The sequence below is a fragment of the Larkinella rosea genome (assembly GCF_003858635.1).
Taxonomy (GTDB): domain Bacteria; phylum Bacteroidota; class Bacteroidia; order Cytophagales; family Spirosomataceae; genus Larkinella; species Larkinella rosea.
Genome location: NZ_RQJO01000017.1, coordinates 86,318 through 102,368 on the forward strand (window position 1 = coordinate 86,318; position 16,051 = coordinate 102,368).

13 protein-coding genes are annotated in these 16,051 nt (G+C 51.1%); 6 read left to right on the forward strand and 7 right to left on the reverse strand.

From position 1 onward, the window contains the following. Positions 1-126 precede the first annotated feature (126 nt). Complete coding sequence (locus EHT25_RS32855; protein ID WP_185731557.1) at positions 127-300, reverse strand: hypothetical protein; 174 nt, start codon at positions 298-300, stop codon at positions 127-129. A 456-nt stretch (positions 301-756) separates the two neighbouring features. Here EHT25_RS32855 and EHT25_RS31620 point away from each other — a divergent pair, with 456 nt between their 5' ends. Further along, positions 757-1,314, forward strand: a complete 558-nt coding sequence (locus EHT25_RS31620) for an RNA polymerase sigma factor (RefSeq protein WP_124879462.1) — start codon at positions 757-759, stop codon at positions 1,312-1,314. 23 nt (positions 1,315-1,337) lie between these two features. Here the strand turns inward: EHT25_RS31620 and EHT25_RS31625 are convergent, their stop codons facing one another. Then, positions 1,338-1,610 (reverse strand): hypothetical protein, encoded by a 273-nt coding sequence (locus tag EHT25_RS31625; RefSeq protein ID WP_124879463.1) that lies wholly within the window; start codon positions 1,608-1,610, stop codon positions 1,338-1,340. A gap of 343 nt (positions 1,611-1,953) precedes the next feature. Between EHT25_RS31625 and EHT25_RS31630 the strand changes: the two genes are divergently transcribed. Then, entirely contained in the window at positions 1,954-3,732 is a 1,779-nt protein-coding gene (locus EHT25_RS31630; protein WP_124879464.1) for a glycoside hydrolase family 9 protein, read from the forward strand. An 84-nt stretch (positions 3,733-3,816) separates the two neighbouring features. Here the strand turns inward: EHT25_RS31630 and EHT25_RS31635 are convergent, their stop codons facing one another. Both EHT25_RS31635 and EHT25_RS31640 read right to left on the reverse strand, forming a co-directional pair. Beyond that, the gene (locus tag EHT25_RS31635) at positions 3,817-6,231 is read right to left on the reverse strand and encodes an ELWxxDGT repeat protein (protein ID WP_124879465.1); all 2,415 of its coding nucleotides are present in this window, start codon (positions 6,229-6,231) and stop codon (positions 3,817-3,819) included. A gap of 116 nt (positions 6,232-6,347) precedes the next feature. Further along, positions 6,348-7,361, reverse strand: a complete 1,014-nt coding sequence (locus tag EHT25_RS31640) for a zinc-binding alcohol dehydrogenase family protein (RefSeq protein ID WP_124879466.1) — start codon at positions 7,359-7,361, stop codon at positions 6,348-6,350. A gap of 336 nt (positions 7,362-7,697) precedes the next feature. On the opposite strand from EHT25_RS31640, the gene EHT25_RS31645 reads away from it, so the two are divergent. After that, positions 7,698-8,852: a fatty acid desaturase family protein gene (locus EHT25_RS31645; protein WP_124879467.1), complete on the forward strand. Its 1,155-nt coding sequence runs from the start codon at positions 7,698-7,700 to the stop codon at positions 8,850-8,852. A 6-nt stretch (positions 8,853-8,858) separates the two neighbouring features. On the opposite strand, the gene EHT25_RS32860 is transcribed toward EHT25_RS31645, so the two are convergent. Then, complete coding sequence (locus tag EHT25_RS32860; protein WP_185731558.1) at positions 8,859-9,035, reverse strand: hypothetical protein; 177 nt, start codon at positions 9,033-9,035, stop codon at positions 8,859-8,861. A gap of 222 nt (positions 9,036-9,257) precedes the next feature. Here EHT25_RS32860 and EHT25_RS31650 point away from each other — a divergent pair, with 222 nt between their 5' ends. From EHT25_RS31650 to EHT25_RS31660, 3 genes are all read left to right on the forward strand, one after another. Beyond that, positions 9,258-10,541, forward strand: coding sequence for a M20/M25/M40 family metallo-hydrolase (locus EHT25_RS31650; RefSeq protein WP_124879468.1), 1,284 nt, complete (start codon positions 9,258-9,260; stop codon positions 10,539-10,541). Between the two features lie 38 nt (positions 10,542-10,579). Continuing rightward, positions 10,580-11,722, forward strand: coding sequence for an NAD(P)-binding domain-containing protein (locus EHT25_RS31655; RefSeq protein ID WP_124879469.1), 1,143 nt, complete (start codon positions 10,580-10,582; stop codon positions 11,720-11,722). Positions 11,723-11,875: 153 nt separating this feature from the next. Next, positions 11,876-12,625, forward strand: a complete 750-nt coding sequence (locus tag EHT25_RS31660) for a hypothetical protein (protein WP_229311871.1) — start codon at positions 11,876-11,878, stop codon at positions 12,623-12,625. Positions 12,626-12,711: 86 nt separating this feature from the next. On the opposite strand, the gene EHT25_RS31665 is transcribed toward EHT25_RS31660, so the two are convergent. Together EHT25_RS31665 and EHT25_RS31670 are read right to left on the reverse strand one after the other, a co-directional pair. Continuing rightward, the gene (locus EHT25_RS31665; protein ID WP_124879470.1) at positions 12,712-13,788 is read right to left on the reverse strand and encodes a ScyD/ScyE family protein; all 1,077 of its coding nucleotides are present in this window, start codon (positions 13,786-13,788) and stop codon (positions 12,712-12,714) included. Positions 13,789-14,518: 730 nt separating this feature from the next. After that, positions 14,519-15,991, reverse strand: coding sequence for a gluconokinase (locus tag EHT25_RS31670; protein WP_124879471.1), 1,473 nt, complete (start codon positions 15,989-15,991; stop codon positions 14,519-14,521). Positions 15,992-16,051 lie beyond the last annotated feature (60 nt).

Genomic DNA, 16,051 nt, shown 5'->3' on the forward strand with positions numbered 1-16,051 from the left:
TAGGGTACTGCCGATTAAGATGGGGAATTACCGTGTGGCTGGCCCTGAAAAGGCGCGGGAGTAAAGGGCTTTTAGCATAGTCGTTGGGTTTAGTGAAAAAATAAAGGGCGGTTTGGTGTCGGCAACCTATTTGTCATGCTGCCACCATTTTAGGTTGATCGTCTGATTATCGGTTGCTTTTTCGGCCTGTGTTCGGTGTTGAATTTTGGCCCAGAGTAGTTCTTCCAAGTGATTTCTGGGCAGGTTTTCGGTTTTTTCTTCGTGTTCCTGATCCAGTAAATCATACCAGTAATCTAGCATCTGTTTTTCGTCAGATGTGCAACTGCCATCCATGTAGCGTTGAAGCAGTCTTAAAAAATCGCTACGATTCGTGTGCATTCTCAGTGTAAAACCGGAATAATCAGTTCAGGGAAGGAATAGCCTATACAACTACGTCAATCCTGAAGAAAAAAACCGCAAATCGTTCTGTAAAATAGCGGAATATTTATATTATCATAAGGCTACTTACTAAAAGTTCTTAGTTTTATCACATCATTAGCCGCAAAGCGGACGAATTAGCCACGCAGTTATTATACTAAGTGAAAATTGAAATAAACCAAGCCGTTTGAATTATTAAATTTTTTCAAAAAAAGAAGGAAACAGGTAAGTACAGGATAGGGCGTAGGGCTAAAATGGAAATCTTAGAATATAATTTTAGTCTTTTCGGGGAATACTCTCCGCAAAAACGCACAGGCAGACCCACTATAGCGATCTTCTATGGAATATTCGGTTTTAAATGATGTCGTATTGGTAAAACTTCTCCAGACAGGTGATGAAGAGGCTTTTCAGGCGATTTATCGCAAATACTGGCATCCTCTTTTTGTCGTAGCCCGGAAGAAATTGTACTCGCAGGAGAACGCTGAAGAATTGATTCAGGACCTTTTTGTGGACTTGTGGGAACGGCGGGAAACGATTCAGATTGACGAACTGAAGAAGTATTTATTCGGTGCGGTGAAATACAAAATCCTGAACCACATCAAAGCCCTGATCATTCGGCAGAAATACGAAAATTTCAAGATTGCTGATCTACCCGAATCCGATTACCAAACCGAAAACCTGCTGGCTTACGAGGATTTGAACAAAGCCCTCGAGTTGGGCATTGCCCATCTGCCCGATAAAACCCGGCAAATCTTCCGCTTAAACCGTCTGGAAAACCACTCGGTCCGGCAAATATCCCTGCTGCTGCGCATCCCCGAACGGACGGTCGAATACCACATTATGCAATCGCTGCGAACCCTTCGGTTCCACCTGAAAGAATACGTGGGAGCGGTTTGACGGTTTAGCCGAAGCGGTTTTGGTTATTCTTTATACTTCTTATCCAGAATCAACTTAATTCCGTTCAACTCATCCACTGCAAAGACATTTTCCGGTGGTACGATGCCGCGTGCAATCCAGTTGCTTACAACCATTGTACTTTTCAGATTATGTCGCTTCGTATACTCTTGAAGTGTAATCCATTCAGTCAGGTCGAGCACTTTCCCTTCCGACACTAAAAACCGTTTTCCTTCCTCAATTAGCTTATCCGATTCGGCCAGTAGTTCCTGTATGCTCTTTTTTTGCGTAGTTTCCATAGAGGTTATTGTTAAAAGATACCGCTCGCATTACGCTTCTTCGAGACCCCGAATAATTTTCAAAAATTCGGCTATCCGGTCAAGCAGTTGATTTTTTCAGTTAATTCGTCACTTTGGTCTCGTAATGCTTGCTTAAGCGTTGCGAGTTGCATCCGAAGGTGTAAAATCAATTGTTGTTTTTGGGTCATAGGGTAAAGTTGCCAAGTAATATACCTCTTGTTTTGTTACAAAACAAGAGGTATATTTTTCATTAGTTCTATTTGCTCAACTTTAATGAGACTGTTTTTACCAGAAAGTGTCACATTTTTCAAATACCTTCAATGGAACTTCACGAAAGAACGGAATGCAACTCCCTAAACCCGTCCGAATTCAAATCGTTACCGCTCTACTTTGGGTCTTGACTGTTTTTGCGGTTCAGGCTCAGCAACTTTCGCCCGCCATCCGCTTGAATCAGGTCGGTTTTTATCCGAAAGCCACCAAAATTGCCATCGTTGTTGGCGAGTCTCCGGCCGATTTTCAGGTGACGACGCCGGATTTGAAGAAAGTCGTTTTTAAAGGGCAGCTCAGTGAGCCGCGTCAAAACAGCATTTCCGGCAAAACCGCCCGAACCGCCGACTTCTCGGCCCTGAAAACCGCCGGAACTTTCGTCGTACTGATTCCCGGTTTGGGTCATTCGCAGCCGTTCGAAATCAAAACCGATGTGCACCGCGCCGTGGCAATCGGTTCGCTGAAAGGCTTTTATTACCAGCGCGTTTCCGTTGATCTACCGGAAAAATATGCGGGCCGCTGGAGCCGCCCGGCCGGGCATGTGAAGGAAGACGGGCAGGTGCTGGTGCACCCGTCGGCGGTTTCGCCGGGGCGTCCGGCGGGTACGGTTTTGTCGTCACCGAGGGGCTGGTACGATGCGGGCGATTACAACAAATACATTGTTAATTCGGGTATTACAACCGGGACATTGCTGTCGCTGTACGAAGACTTTCCGCCGTTTTGCCAGAAATTTCAGACGAACATTCCCGAAAGCGGTAACCAATTACCGGACGTTCTGGACGAATCGCTCTGGAACCTGCGCTGGATGCTGACGATGCAGGACCCGGCCGACGGTGGGGTTTATCACAAGCTGACCAACGCCCGGTTCGACGGGATGGTGATGCCGGATAAGGCCACGAAAGAACGGTATGTCGTACAGAAAAGCGTAACGGCGGCTCTCGACTTTGCCGCCGTGATGGCGCAGGCCAGCCGGATTTTCAAGTCTTTTGCCCGGAATTTGCCCGGTTTAAGCGATTCCTGCCGGACGGCTGCTGTTCGGGCGTGGAAGTGGGCCCGTAAAAATCCGGATCAGTTGTACCGCCAGAATGCCCTAAATGAGCAATTCGACCCGGATGTGGTTACCGGCGAATACGGCGACCGCGACGCCAGCGACGAATGGATCTGGGCCGCGGCTGAATTGTACGTGACGACGAAGGATGATGCGTATTATAAAGCCGTCAACCTGTTTCCGGACACTAAAATGCCACTGCCTTCCTGGGCGCAGGTCCGGTTGCTGGGGTATTATACGTTACTGCGGTTCGAAAAAACGCTGACGCCAGTTGGGAAACAGGATTTACCCCGTTTGAAGCACCAACTGACCGGTTTTGCCGATGAGTTAATTCAAGATGTGGATAAACAGGCTTACCAGACCGTGATGGGAAAAACCGCCCGGGATTATATCTGGGGCAGCAGCGCCGTTGCGGCCAATCAGGGCGTCGCGCTCATTCAGGCGTATCGGTTGACGAACGACAAAAAATACCTGCGGGCTGCGCTAACGAACCTCGATTACCTGCTGGGCCGGAACGCGACGGGCTATTGTTTCGTCACCGGTTTTGGTGATAAACCGGTCATGAATCCACACCACCGTCCATCGGTGGCCGATGGTGTCGAAGCGCCGGTGCCCGGTTTGTTGTCGGGCGGGCCCAACGGCAATGCGCCCAAACAGGATAAATGCGAGGGCTACACGGCGACCTCGGCGGACGAGATGTTTATCGACGCGTCGTGTTCCTACGCGTCCAACGAAATTGCCATCAACTGGAACGCTCCGCTGGTTTATGTAGCCGCTGCATTGGAAGCGTTACAAACCAGCTTGTGAAACCGGTTTTCGAAAAAAGAGCAGGAGGTTTGCCAACCTGTTGCGGTTGACAAACCTCCCTTTTTATAAACCGGGTTAGTGTACTTAATTCGCTTTCAGAAGTTTAATGGTCTGTGCCTGGCGAAGACTCGAAACCCGCAACAGAAGAATACCTGAAGCCGAATTCGGAACCGATAACCGCTGAGGTTCGGTGGCAGCCGCCTGTTCGATGTGTCGTTCGGCGATAGTCCGGCCCTGCAAATCGGTTAGTAAAACCCGCAGCGGTTCACCTTCGGCACCCCGGACTTCAAACTCCACCTGATTATTCTGAATCGGATTTCCCAGCACCACTACCTCGAGCGTTTTTTGATTTTCCGCCGATTCAGTCGCCACTCGGCTACCACTTGGACAACTCAGGGTTTTAGGTGCCCATTTCAGGACGTAATTGCTGTTATAAACCTTTGCGCTGATCGTATACGTCTGCCCGTTTTTGATACTGGCCGGGGTCGGGAAGCTGTACGCGTGCTCGCCGTTGCCTTTTCCCTGATCTTTTAGATCCTGCCGAAAAATGTTGGCGTCGATGGTGCCGATGGAATTACCGTTGGCGAAAAACTCCAGTTTCATCACCGTATTCGGTTTGTCTTTGTCCCAGACCCAACCCCGGATACTCACACATTCCACTTTGTCGAGGTATCCTTCAAAATTACCGGTAACGACCGGACCCGGATTGGGATTATTGACAACGGGCTGCACAATCACCGTGGCACTCGATGTCGCACTTACGCAGCCGCTCACGTTGCAGGTGGCCGAATAGACAAAGGTGCCGGTGACGGAAGTCGGTACGGTGATGGTGCCGGTTCCGGAGGTATTGCCGGGACCGGTCCAGTTGAGCGTGCCGGTGCAGTTCGAAACCGTCAGGACCACCGCCGGCGCATTTTGTGTCACGGTAACGCTAGTCTGACCATTCGATGCCAGGTTTGGCGCGGGTGGAGCCACGCAGGGATTCAGGCGGAACAGTTGTTTCGATCCGTTGGAACCCGTTGCGGCAAAGTACAGCACGCCGTTGATCGGGGTTAATTCATAGGGCGAAGAATCGGCAGCACCGGGGTTCACATCGGCGACCAAAACCGTTCCTGCTTCGGTGCCGTTGCTTTTCCAAAGTTCAAAGCCCTGGGATGCGGTTTTAGCGCTCATGTATAAAACGCCCCCCATATCCGCAAAGCTCGTGGGTTCGGAGGCATCCTGTCCAGGGTTGATGTCTTTGACCAAAACCGTTCCTCCACTGGTGCCATCGGTTTTCCACAATTCGCGGCCGGTGCCGTAGTAATTGGCCGTAAAGAAAATCTGGTTATTGACCACGGTCAGAAAACCGGGTATGCCGTTCGCGTCAGCTATGCCGGGCCAAATATCTTTTAGCAGCGTCGTTCCGGCCGCTGTGCCGTTACTCTTCCAAAGTTCGGTTCCGGCGGTTGGATCATAAGCTTTGAAATAGGCGGTTCCGTTCAGGTTGGTAATGAAAGACACCTCAGAAGGAAAAGGGCCGGGATAAATGTCTTTCACCAGCACGGTTCCGGCGGATGTGCCGTCGCTTTTCCAGAGTTCACTGCCTGTCGCTGATTGCCAGGCTACAAAGTAGAGTGTGCCGTTGATATTGGCCGGATAGGCAATACTGGACCCGTTGATGCCAGGATTGATGTCTTTCACCATCACTGTTCCAACGGATGTGCCGTCGGTTTTCCAGAGTTCCGACCCATTGGCCCCGTTGTTCGCTTTAAAAAAGAGCGTCCCATTGACGTTGGTCAGGTACTGCGGATCGCCGTGGGCCGAGCCGTAGTTAATATCCTTCACCAGGGTAGTTCCGGCTTCGGTGCCGTTGCTTTTCCATATCTCAGAACCGTTAGTGCCATTATCGGCCCGAAAAAAGAGCGTCCCGTTGACGTCCGTCATCCAGCCCGGGGTGGAGTCGTAACCACCCGGGCGAATGTCTTTTACCAAAACCGTACCGGCCGCCGAACCATCGGTTTTCCAGAGTTCGATGCCGGTCGAACCGTTGTTGGCGGCAAAGAAGACGGTATTGTTGATCACAATCAGACGGGCTGGCGACGAACTGGCCGCACCGGGGTTAATGTCTTTCAGTAAAACCGTCCCACCGGCTGTGCCGTCGCTTTTCCAAATCTCCAGGCCCGTTGAACCGTCGTTGGCGCTGAAAATCAGCGTACCATTCAGGCTGACGATTTCGGTAATTCCGCCGGAAAAACTTTTGAGGGATATCGGTTGGGCCTTCGCCGAAAGAAAGGGAAGCCAACAAGCCAGCAAATGCGTGAGAAACGTAAATTTCTTCATGATGTTCAGTAGTAAATGGTGTGGATTCGTGACGAATGATGCAAAAGTAGAACTGGGAAGTAACCAGATGCCAGTCAGAATAAACAACCGGTCAGTCTGACCCAATAACCGGCGGCATTCGGGAATACCTGACGCATCCGGTTTGGTACCAGGCGGACGAACGGAAGGATGTATCACAAAAAAGGGATAGGATCGCCGAAAACCGGTGATCCTATCCCTTTTTTGTGAATGAGAACTTAACTAATTGACTTATTGTCAGCTTTATAGCTGGCGCATCGAAAACCGCTTTCCGGTTACATTTCAACCATCGCTTTAATAACGCCGTTGGCCGGATTCAGAAAACTGGCAAACTGGTCTTTCACCTGACCAAACGACACCCGATGGGTAATGTAGGTAACCGGGTCGATCAATCCTTGTTTCAGGGAGTTCAGAACGTGTTCGAAATCCTGCCGTGTGGCATTCCGGCTGCTCATCAGCGTGGCCTCCCGCTTGTGAAATTCCGGATGGCTCAAGGTGATTTCTCCGCGCTGGAGCCCCACCAGCACATACCGCGCGCCGTGGGCCATGTAGTGAAACGCGTTGTTGATAGCCGCCTGATTGCCGGTTGCATCGATTACCACCGTCGGCATGTCGCCGTTGGTGATTTCGCGCAGTTGCTCCGTTACATCGGCAGAACGGGCGTTGATCGTGTAGGGTACCTGCAATTTTTCCCGGCAAAACGCCAGTCGGGACTCGTTGACGTCCATCGCAATGACCTGACCGCCCGCAATCCGGGCAAACTCCATGACGCCCAGGCCGATAGGTCCGGCGCCAATGACCAGCACAAATTCGCCCGGTTGCACAGCCGCCCGTCGGATGCCGTGCGCCCCAATGGCCAGCGGTTCGGCCAGCGCCAGCTCGTCCAGACTCAGGCCGTCGCCGTGCACCAGCGAATAGGACGGCACTTTCAGGTATTCGACCATGCCGCCGTCCATGTGAACGCCCGACACCTTGAGCTGAACGCAGCAGTTGGTTTTTCCGGCGCGGCAGGCCACGCAGGTTCCGCAGTAGAAATAAGGAAGAATGGTCACTTTTTCGCCTTTCTCAAAACCGGATGCACCGTCGAACTCGACCAGCTCGCCCGCCAGTTCATGCCCCAGGATGCGGGGATATTCAAAAAAAGGCTGCGTTCCCTGAAACGAGTGCAGGTCGGTACCGCAAATCCCGATGCGTTTCATTTTGATGATGGCGTGGTCCGAACTCAGTTCCGGTTGTACACCGGGCCGGTATTCAAACTGGCCGGGTGTTGTGCATACTAAAGTTTCCATGGTCGATCAATGCCCGACTTTCCTGATGTGTTGAATCGGTTTTACAAAGGAAAGACAAGTGACTGAAGATTTTTTCTATTTTATTATCAGTATAGTAGGATATTTTAACATTCTTTCAATACGGGCTCCCAACCCGTTTTAAAAACAAGCCTCTGCTGCCTATTTAAGCGGTATTAATATATTTATTTTATAGAGACAGTATAAAATGTGGTTTTCTTCGTTATAAGATTTACATTGTCCAACGGTGGATCAATAGCACAATTTAGAATCAGGGGAGCGAATACGGTCGTCAGTAATAATTGGTTGACAGGTGCCTTGTAACCCGGCAGGTGAAATATGACGACGACAAACGTAAAGTTCCTTAACAAGGACAAGTCAACTTTTTTTCCGGTGCTCCGGACGCGAATTGAGCGGTATTTTCAGGAAAATGAAATCTGCAAATCCGGCGGCTCTCCCATGCTTGGCAAGGCCATTTTCATGCTGAGCCTTTATCTGGTGCCTTACGTGCTCATTCTGACGAATGTATTCCCCGCCTGGGCCATGCTTGTCATGTCAGGAATGATGGGAATTGGTATTGCCGGCGTCGGCATGTCGGTGATGCACGATGCCAACCACGGTTCTTTTTCGACCTCGCCCTGGGTTAACAATCTGTTCAGTGGCAGTTTGTATTTGCTGGGTGGGAATGTCTACAACTGGAAAGTGCAACACAATACGCTGCACCACACCTACACCAACATCGACCAGCTGGACAGTGATATAACGGGCAAACCGTTTCTTCGGCTTTGCGATCAGCAGCGGTTGCACAAAATGCACCGCTACCAACACCTCTACGCGTTTGTGCTGTACGGCCTGATGACGTTTTCTTTCCTGGTGAAAGATTTTCGGCAGGTGGGCGAATTCAACCGGAAAGCGAAACAGAAATTAACCAAATCGTTCTCTGCGCGCGAAATCGGTATTTTGTTGGTAAGCAAGCTAATGTATGTCTTTTTTGTTTGTGTTTTACCTTTGCTGATGACGGACATCACGTTCGGGCAGTGGGCAATCGGTTTTTTGCTCATGAACTTTGTCGCCGGTTTTGTATTGAGCGTCATCTTTCAACTGGCTCACATTATTGAAGAAGTCCATTCGCCGATTCGGAATGATCAGGGAAATATCGAAAATGCCTGGGCCATTCACCAACTGGAAAGCACGGCCAATTTTTCGGGTCACTGGCTCATGTCGTGGTGCATTGGCGGACTAAATTACCAGATTGAACACCATTTGTTTCCATCCATCAGCCACGTTCATTACCCGGCCATTGCGCCGATTGTTCAGGAAACCGCCCGGCAATTTGGCCTGCCTTATTACCAGAAAACATCGATTTTCGACGCCCTCGGTTCTCACATTAATATGCTGAAAAAACTGGGACGACACGCCGAGCAAACCGTAACCGCCCAACGTGTCGTGTGCACTCCCCAGCCGGTTATCAGCAGTTCCCAACCGATTGGATAAATCGGATTATCCCCGTTTTACTCTTTTTACCGTCTGAATCTGATCACGACCGGCAACGCACAGCAGATCCATGCCCACCGGATGATTGGCAAACGGCAAATGGTTTTGCTTAACTTCCAGCTGGCTTTCGGAGATGAGATGCCCGTTCAAATCGGTCTGAACCGGCAACCGGGCGGTTGGCAAAACCGTACAGCTGCGCCAGAATAAGGAATAAGAGTAAACAAGTTGTTTTCAGTAGTGTGTAGTTGTAATGTTCAGAATCTAAAATTACCGCGTCGGCTGAACACCCCGTCTATGCCCGACCAAAGGTGCCGATCAGGTGAATAAGTGAACCGTTTTGGCAGGGAATGCGCGATTTGTGCCCGATCCTTCTTAATTTGAGTTCCAACCTGATGACATCGCGACATGACTAAATTGGTACTGACTGCTTTTGCCCTGCTTGGTTTTGCCTTCGCAACGCGCTCTCAATCCCTTTCGCCCGACGAGAAAAAAGTTATTGCGACGGCCCGGCAGTTGCAACCCGAAACGGAGAAGTTTCTGGAAAAAACCGTGAACATCAACAGCGGAACGCTCAATCTGGAGGGGGTTCGGGAAAACGGGAAATTGCTGGCCGGTGAGTTCGAAAAGCTGGGGTTCAAAACCGAGTGGGTTTCGTTGCCCGACTCGCTCAACCGCGCCGGTCATCTGGTAGCCACCCGGCAGGGCAAGCGCGGTAAAAAGCTGTTTTTGATTGGACACCTGGATACGGTTTTTGAAAAAAGCCTGCCGTTTGATCCTTACAAGCGGGTCAATGATTCGACGGCGACGGGTCAGGGAACCAACGACATCAAAGGCGGTAATGTGATGATCATTGCTGCATTGAAAGCACTGCACACCCACGGTTTGCTGGACGATGTATCGATTACGGCTTATTTTACCGGTGACGAAGAAAGCAGTGGCGGACCCGAAAGTCGGCGGGATTTCATCGAACGGGCCAAAAAATGTGACATTGCGCTGGCGTTTGAAGGGGCGCAGGGACTTTCGCAGGTTACGACCGGTCGGCGCGGTTCCAGTAGCTGGACGCTCAACGTGGCCGCCCGAACGGGTCATTCATCCCGGATTTTCAGCGATTTAGGGTACGGAGCCATTTTTGAAACCGCCCGGATTCTGAACGAATTCCGGCGCGTGCTGGGGCAGGAACAATACCTGACGTTCAACCCCGGCCTGATCGTGGGTGGTTCGGAAGTGAAATACGATGATAATGCGGCCAAGGCCGAAACCACCGGCAAAACCAACATCGTGGCACCGGCGGCCCTGGTGAAAGGCGATTTGCGGTTTATTTCGGAGAAACAAAAGGAGAGCGCCCGCGTCCGGATGCGTGAAATTGTGGAAAAAAGCCTGCCGCTGACCAAAGCCAGCATTACATTTTCCGACGGTATTCCGGCAATGGAACCGTCGGAAAAGAATGAAAACCTGCGCAAAGTGGTCGATCAGATTAGCCGCGACATGGGGCTGGAGCCCGTTAAATCGGGTGATCCGGGGTCGCGGGGCGCGGGCGACGTTTCGTATGTGGCCGAATACCTGCCGTGTCTGGACGGTTTGGGTGCGTCGGGCAGAGGGGCGCACAGCATCGAAGAAGACATCAATCTGAAACACTATCCGCTGCTGATTCAGCGGACGGCCGTGTTGATTTACCGCCTGACGCGGTAGTAAACGGAAACCATACACCCAAACTCTTTTGATTTTTCATGGATCAAGATTCGGAAACCCTGATCATTGGCGCCGGTCCCTTCGGACTGGGCCTGGCGACCTATCTTCAAAAACGGCAACATGATTTCCGACTGGTCGGGCATCCAATGGCGTTCTGGAAGCGGCACATGCCCGCCGGAATGCTGCTGCGGTCGGGGGTAGAATGGCACCTTGATCCTGATAATCAGTGGACCATCGAGCGGTTTCTGACTGAACGCGGGGAATCAGCCGAACAGGCTGAACCGCTGGCGCTGGAATGGTATCTGGCTTATTGTGAGTGGTTCATTCGCCAGGCAGAGCTTCCGGTACAGGAAACCTACGTAGCACAGCTCAGTCGAAACGAGACCGGCTTTCGGGCAACGCTGGCGGATGGTTCCAGCGTACAGGCCCGGCAGGTGGTGATCGCGACCGGTTTTTATTCGTATGCCCATGTGCCCGCGTTGTTATCGGAACTGATTCCGTCCGCCCGATTGCGGCACACCCGCGATGCCATCGATCTGGCGGCTTATCGGGGCAAACGGGTACTCATTGTTGGCGGTCGCCAGAGCGCATTTGAGTGGGCGGCCTTGATACGGGAAGCCGGAGCCGCCCGCGTCGATCTGAGTTACCGACACGATACGCCCCAATTTACGGTTTCGGACTGGTCGTGGGTGGAAGCGCTGGTGGCCGGGATGGTCGCTCAGCCCGGCTGGTTCCGGCAATTACCGCCCGAAGAAAAGGAAGTTCATCGTCTGCGGCTTTGGACGGAAGGCCGGTTGAAGCTGGAGCCCTGGCTTGCCGACCGGATTTTTCAGCCGGAAGTGGGCCTTCATCCCCGAACACAAGTAAGGGCGGTTACCGAAAAACCGGGTGGATTGTCCGTGACGCTGGATTCGGGCGAAGAACTGGAGGTCGATGACGTGATTGCTGCCACGGGGTATCAGGTCGATATTCGACGGCTGCCGTTTCTGAGTGAGTCGTTGTTGACCGACTTGGAAATTACGAACGGTTTTCCGGTTTTGGACGAGGGGTTTCAGAGTAACGTGCCGGGTTTGTATTTCAGTAGTTTTCCGGCGGGGCAGGCCTTTGGGCCGTTCTTTGGCTTTACCATCGGCGTTCGGGCAGCCTCCCGGATTTTGGGAGCGGTTCTGAATCGGCAATAGGTTTTCGGTTTACGGTGGGCTGGCGCATTCATTTACAGGCGTTAACCGCCGAAACGACAACCCGCCGAAAACCGTATACTGTAAATCGAAAACCGCCTATCGAAAACCATTCACGAAATAACGCGTTTATTCGATGTCCACACGCTACATCGTATGAATCGTATCACTGTTTCGCGGGCGCTTGCGCCGGTTTTGTTGTTTCTGCTGGCATTGCCGCTACAGGCCCAGTTTAAGCTCGATCTCGAATCGGGGGTTGTCCTCGGAACGCCGTATACCGAGGTTCGAATTCCGAATCGGGGCGGCACGCTGGTTGATCTGGCCAAAGAGTTGAGCGTAAATCCTAAAGTATTTTACCGGGCCCGCCTGGGGTATACGATTGGTAACCGGCATACCATCTCGGCTTTGTACGCTCCCCTGACGGTTCGGTACCAGGGAAGTTTCGACCGGGATATCAATTACAATACCATCGTATTTCCGGCCAACCAGCCTACGACGGTTTTTTACAAATTCAACTCCTATCGGCTGACGTATCGTTACGATTTTGTGGTGCGCGAAAACTGGCGGGTCGGTGCCGGTTTTACGGCCAAAATCCGGGATGCCAACGTGCGGTTTGAAGGGGAATCCAATCAGACGGGCTATGATAACGTCGGGTTTGTGCCGCTGCTGAATTTCTACGCGGCCTATTCGCCCACCGATCGCTGGACGGTTTTGTTGGAAGGCGATGCGCTGGGCGCGAAGGTGGGCCGGGCGGAGGATATTTTTGTGGGTGCGGCTTACCACGTCAGTCCCCGGTTGGGTATTAAACTGGGGTATCGTGTGGTTGAAGGAGGAGCCGATTCGGATGAAATCTATACGTTTACCTGGATCAATTATGCCTCGGCGGGTTTGCTGCTGACGTTTTAACTCGCTAAAACAATATACGGTTTTCAGTAACTGCGCGCAGGAACGCATCAGTCACCGAAAACCGTATACCGAAAACTGCTAACCGATTAGATACCAGTTCCTTTCAGCTTCAGAATGGTGCCATAACCATAGTCAAGCAGGTAATACGTATCGCCCTCAGTCTCGCTCAATTCGATGTCAATCGCATGGCTAATGGGGTAGTTAGGGGTAATTGACAACGTGCCTGCGTTCTCATTCGCTATCCGGGAAGGATTGCTGGGATTAAAGGGCCAGCCATATTCCGTTACGATAGGCTTTCCGCCGGGTGTTAATACGATGTCAGTACCTGACGTAAAGCCGGTTTTATAATCTGAAACAGCAGGTACAGCCCCGGGAGTTATCTGGAGAATTCGCGAAGCTCCAGGGAAGAAAGGTCCTCCGGTTAGGGTAGAGATCAAAAATTTAGAGCCATCGTAAACAATACCGGTCGGCACCGCATCCGGGGAGCCACCGGGAGGGGTAAATGGACCTACTTTGGCGTAAACAGTGAATACTTTTGTGTTTTTGTTTCGGCAAAGAATAAGGTTAGCGGCCGCATCGGCGATGAATAAGTTTCCATCCGGACCCCAGGTCATGTTGTACGGGTCAGATTCGCCCGGCGTTTTACCGCTTTCAGGTTTGCTAATGGCGCCAATGTCTTCTCCTACCAAGGTACTGGCAGCCACGGGTGCGGTTGTACCCGGAACAAAACCCGAAACATCGTAAACGAAGAGTTTCGCATCGATTCCGTGCAGGATATACAGTTTTCCTTCTTTATACTTTAGGTGGGCCAACCCTTCTGCAAACCCTGATTCCTGAGTCGTGTACGAGTTGAAGCCGGTAATGACCGGATATTTAACTCCTGCCTGGGTGATAGCTGATACACTACCATCATTATTCCCCGTTCCATTTTCGGTAACGAAAATCACATCGCCTTTTCCAATCGTCAATCCAATGGGTGATTTCAGATTCTCAACGGTTGTGCGGGCTGTAGGGGGAGCTCCGTAAAAGAATGAAGCCGTAAAACCGGCGGGGCTTGGTACCTTGTGATCTTCTAACGTACCGCAACTATTGGCGGCAAAAAGTAAGCTGCCGATAACCAAAATGGTCAGCAGAAATTGACTTGTAGAACGAATTGTATTCATAATTGGAATTGTTAGGGTAAAATAGAATTAAACTTATTGTAGGGCACTAACTAAACGGAACGCGGTAACCGGAAAAGAAAAGACTGGAAATCAATGGGGGCGACTACGTGCTTATCGGATAAAATTAACCTCCAGTACATTATCGTAATGATATTTTTTGCAACGAGCTGAAATGCCATTTTAAGAATGAAATTGTAGGCTTGCTTACGAATACGGTACGAATTTAAGGTGAATCCTGTCCGATTTACTGCCGGAGACGGCTTCAATCAGAAACGATCGGATCCCCTAAATGGCTCTAATAACTTACGTAAAACGTAATGGTTTCAAATGTATAAACCTTTGCTCATCCATCAGGCGATAATTTATTATGTGGTGACATTTTCCCGGATTGAAACCGCATTTAAAGTCGACTAAGCGGTTTTAGGCAGATAGCCTTAGCCCGGCAAACGATCTTTAACGAGATTGCTTTTCGCTCTAAAATCCACTTCTTCCAGAAACCAACAAAATGTCTCGGGAAGTCAATAAATATGTATAGGAATGTTGCAAAATAGACAATACAAATCCAAAGAAAAATTTTTCCTAAGACCGGTATTCTGAACGAGGGGAAACAGAGGAGGTTACGGCAAGTCCGCACACTTTATCCGTTTAATAACAGACTGCCAAATGTAGGGTATTGAGAATGATTTTTCCAACTCAACCGCATTTATTTTTATTTTAAGGCACATTCTGATCAAGGCAGTGTCTTCTCAAATTGTTCATAAACCTGTCGGTAACGCCGGTGACGGTCGGCATCCGGTTCGAACGTCTGACCAAAACCGACCTGGTGGGCGGCTTCCACCAGCGACGAAACCCGTCCGGTCGCTTTCATCGTCAGTAAAATGGCGCCAATGGCTCCGCTTTCGTTGCTTTCGTTCAGCCGAACCGGTACGCCAAAAATATCCGCCATCATCTGCACCCAGAACTCCGATTGGGCAAAACCGCCGTTGGCGTGAATCACTTTGGTTGGACCGGTATGGCGTGATAAAATCCGCTCGATCCGCAGTAAATTAAACAAAACACCTTCCAGGGCCGCCCGCACAAAATGCGCCCGTCCGTGCTGCCAGTCCACGTTCAGGTATGACCCGCGCACGGCCGCATCCCACAAAGGTGCGCGTTCGCCCTGCAAGTAGGGCAAAAACAGCAAGCCGTCGGAACCGGGGGGAACGGTGGCGGCTTCGGTCAGCACAGCCGCAGTTTCAGATTGCGTCAGTTTCTCCGAAACCCATTGCAGCACATTCGCTCCGTTGTTGGTCGGCCCGCCGACAACATAGTAATTCTTGTCGGTTGGGTCATTTACGTTCAGGATGTAGCTGAACAAACGGCCCTGTTCGTCGCGTAATGGCCGTTGCGAGGTTCGCCGAATGGCACCGCTCGTTCCAATGGTGATGGTGGTAATTCCCGCTTCAATCGCGCCCGCACCCAGGTTTGCCAGACAGCCATCCGACGCCCCAATGTATAATTTAGCCTCCGCCAGTTCGTCGGAAATGACTTTCGGTACATTCGAATTCTGCAACGGAACGGCGTAGGTTGTGGGCACCGGTTCCGCCAATTGTTCGATGCGCACCCCGGCAAACTCGAGCGCAGGCGCGTACCATTCCCGCCGGGCACTATCGAACAAACCGGTTGCGGTAGCAATCGAATAGTCGATCTGGTAGCGCCCGGTCAGTTTGTGCCAGATGAATTCTTTCAACGAAATCCAGCCGGTTGCCCGTCGCAAAAGCCGGAGGTTGTGATCGCGAAACCAGGCTAGTTTGCACAGCGGAATCATCGGGTGCAGGGGCGTACCGGTTTTTTGGTAGATGTCTTTGCCAAGTGGAGTTTGACGGAGCGCTGCCGCCTGCTTTTCCGCGCGGTTGTCCGACCACAAAATGGCGTTGGTAAGCGGTTTCCCCTGGTCATCGACGCCCAGAATGCTGTGCATGGCCGAACTGAATCCAACGGCTTCGATATGCCCCTTTTGCTGATTAACCTCCCGGCAAACTTCTGCCAGCACGCTGGTTAGATTCGTCCAGACGTCAACCGGGTCCTGCTCCGCGTAACCCGGTTTGGGGTTCAGCGTGGTCAGAGGAGCGGAGGCATGGGCGATAACCTGCCCGGTTTCGGGTTGAAAAGCGAGGGCTTTAACGTTTGTTGTGCCGATATCGACACCAAGGATGCAATTCATGAGTAAAGGAATGCGGCTTTTATCGTGCAAAGAAATGATAAAAACCAATAGCGATGACGG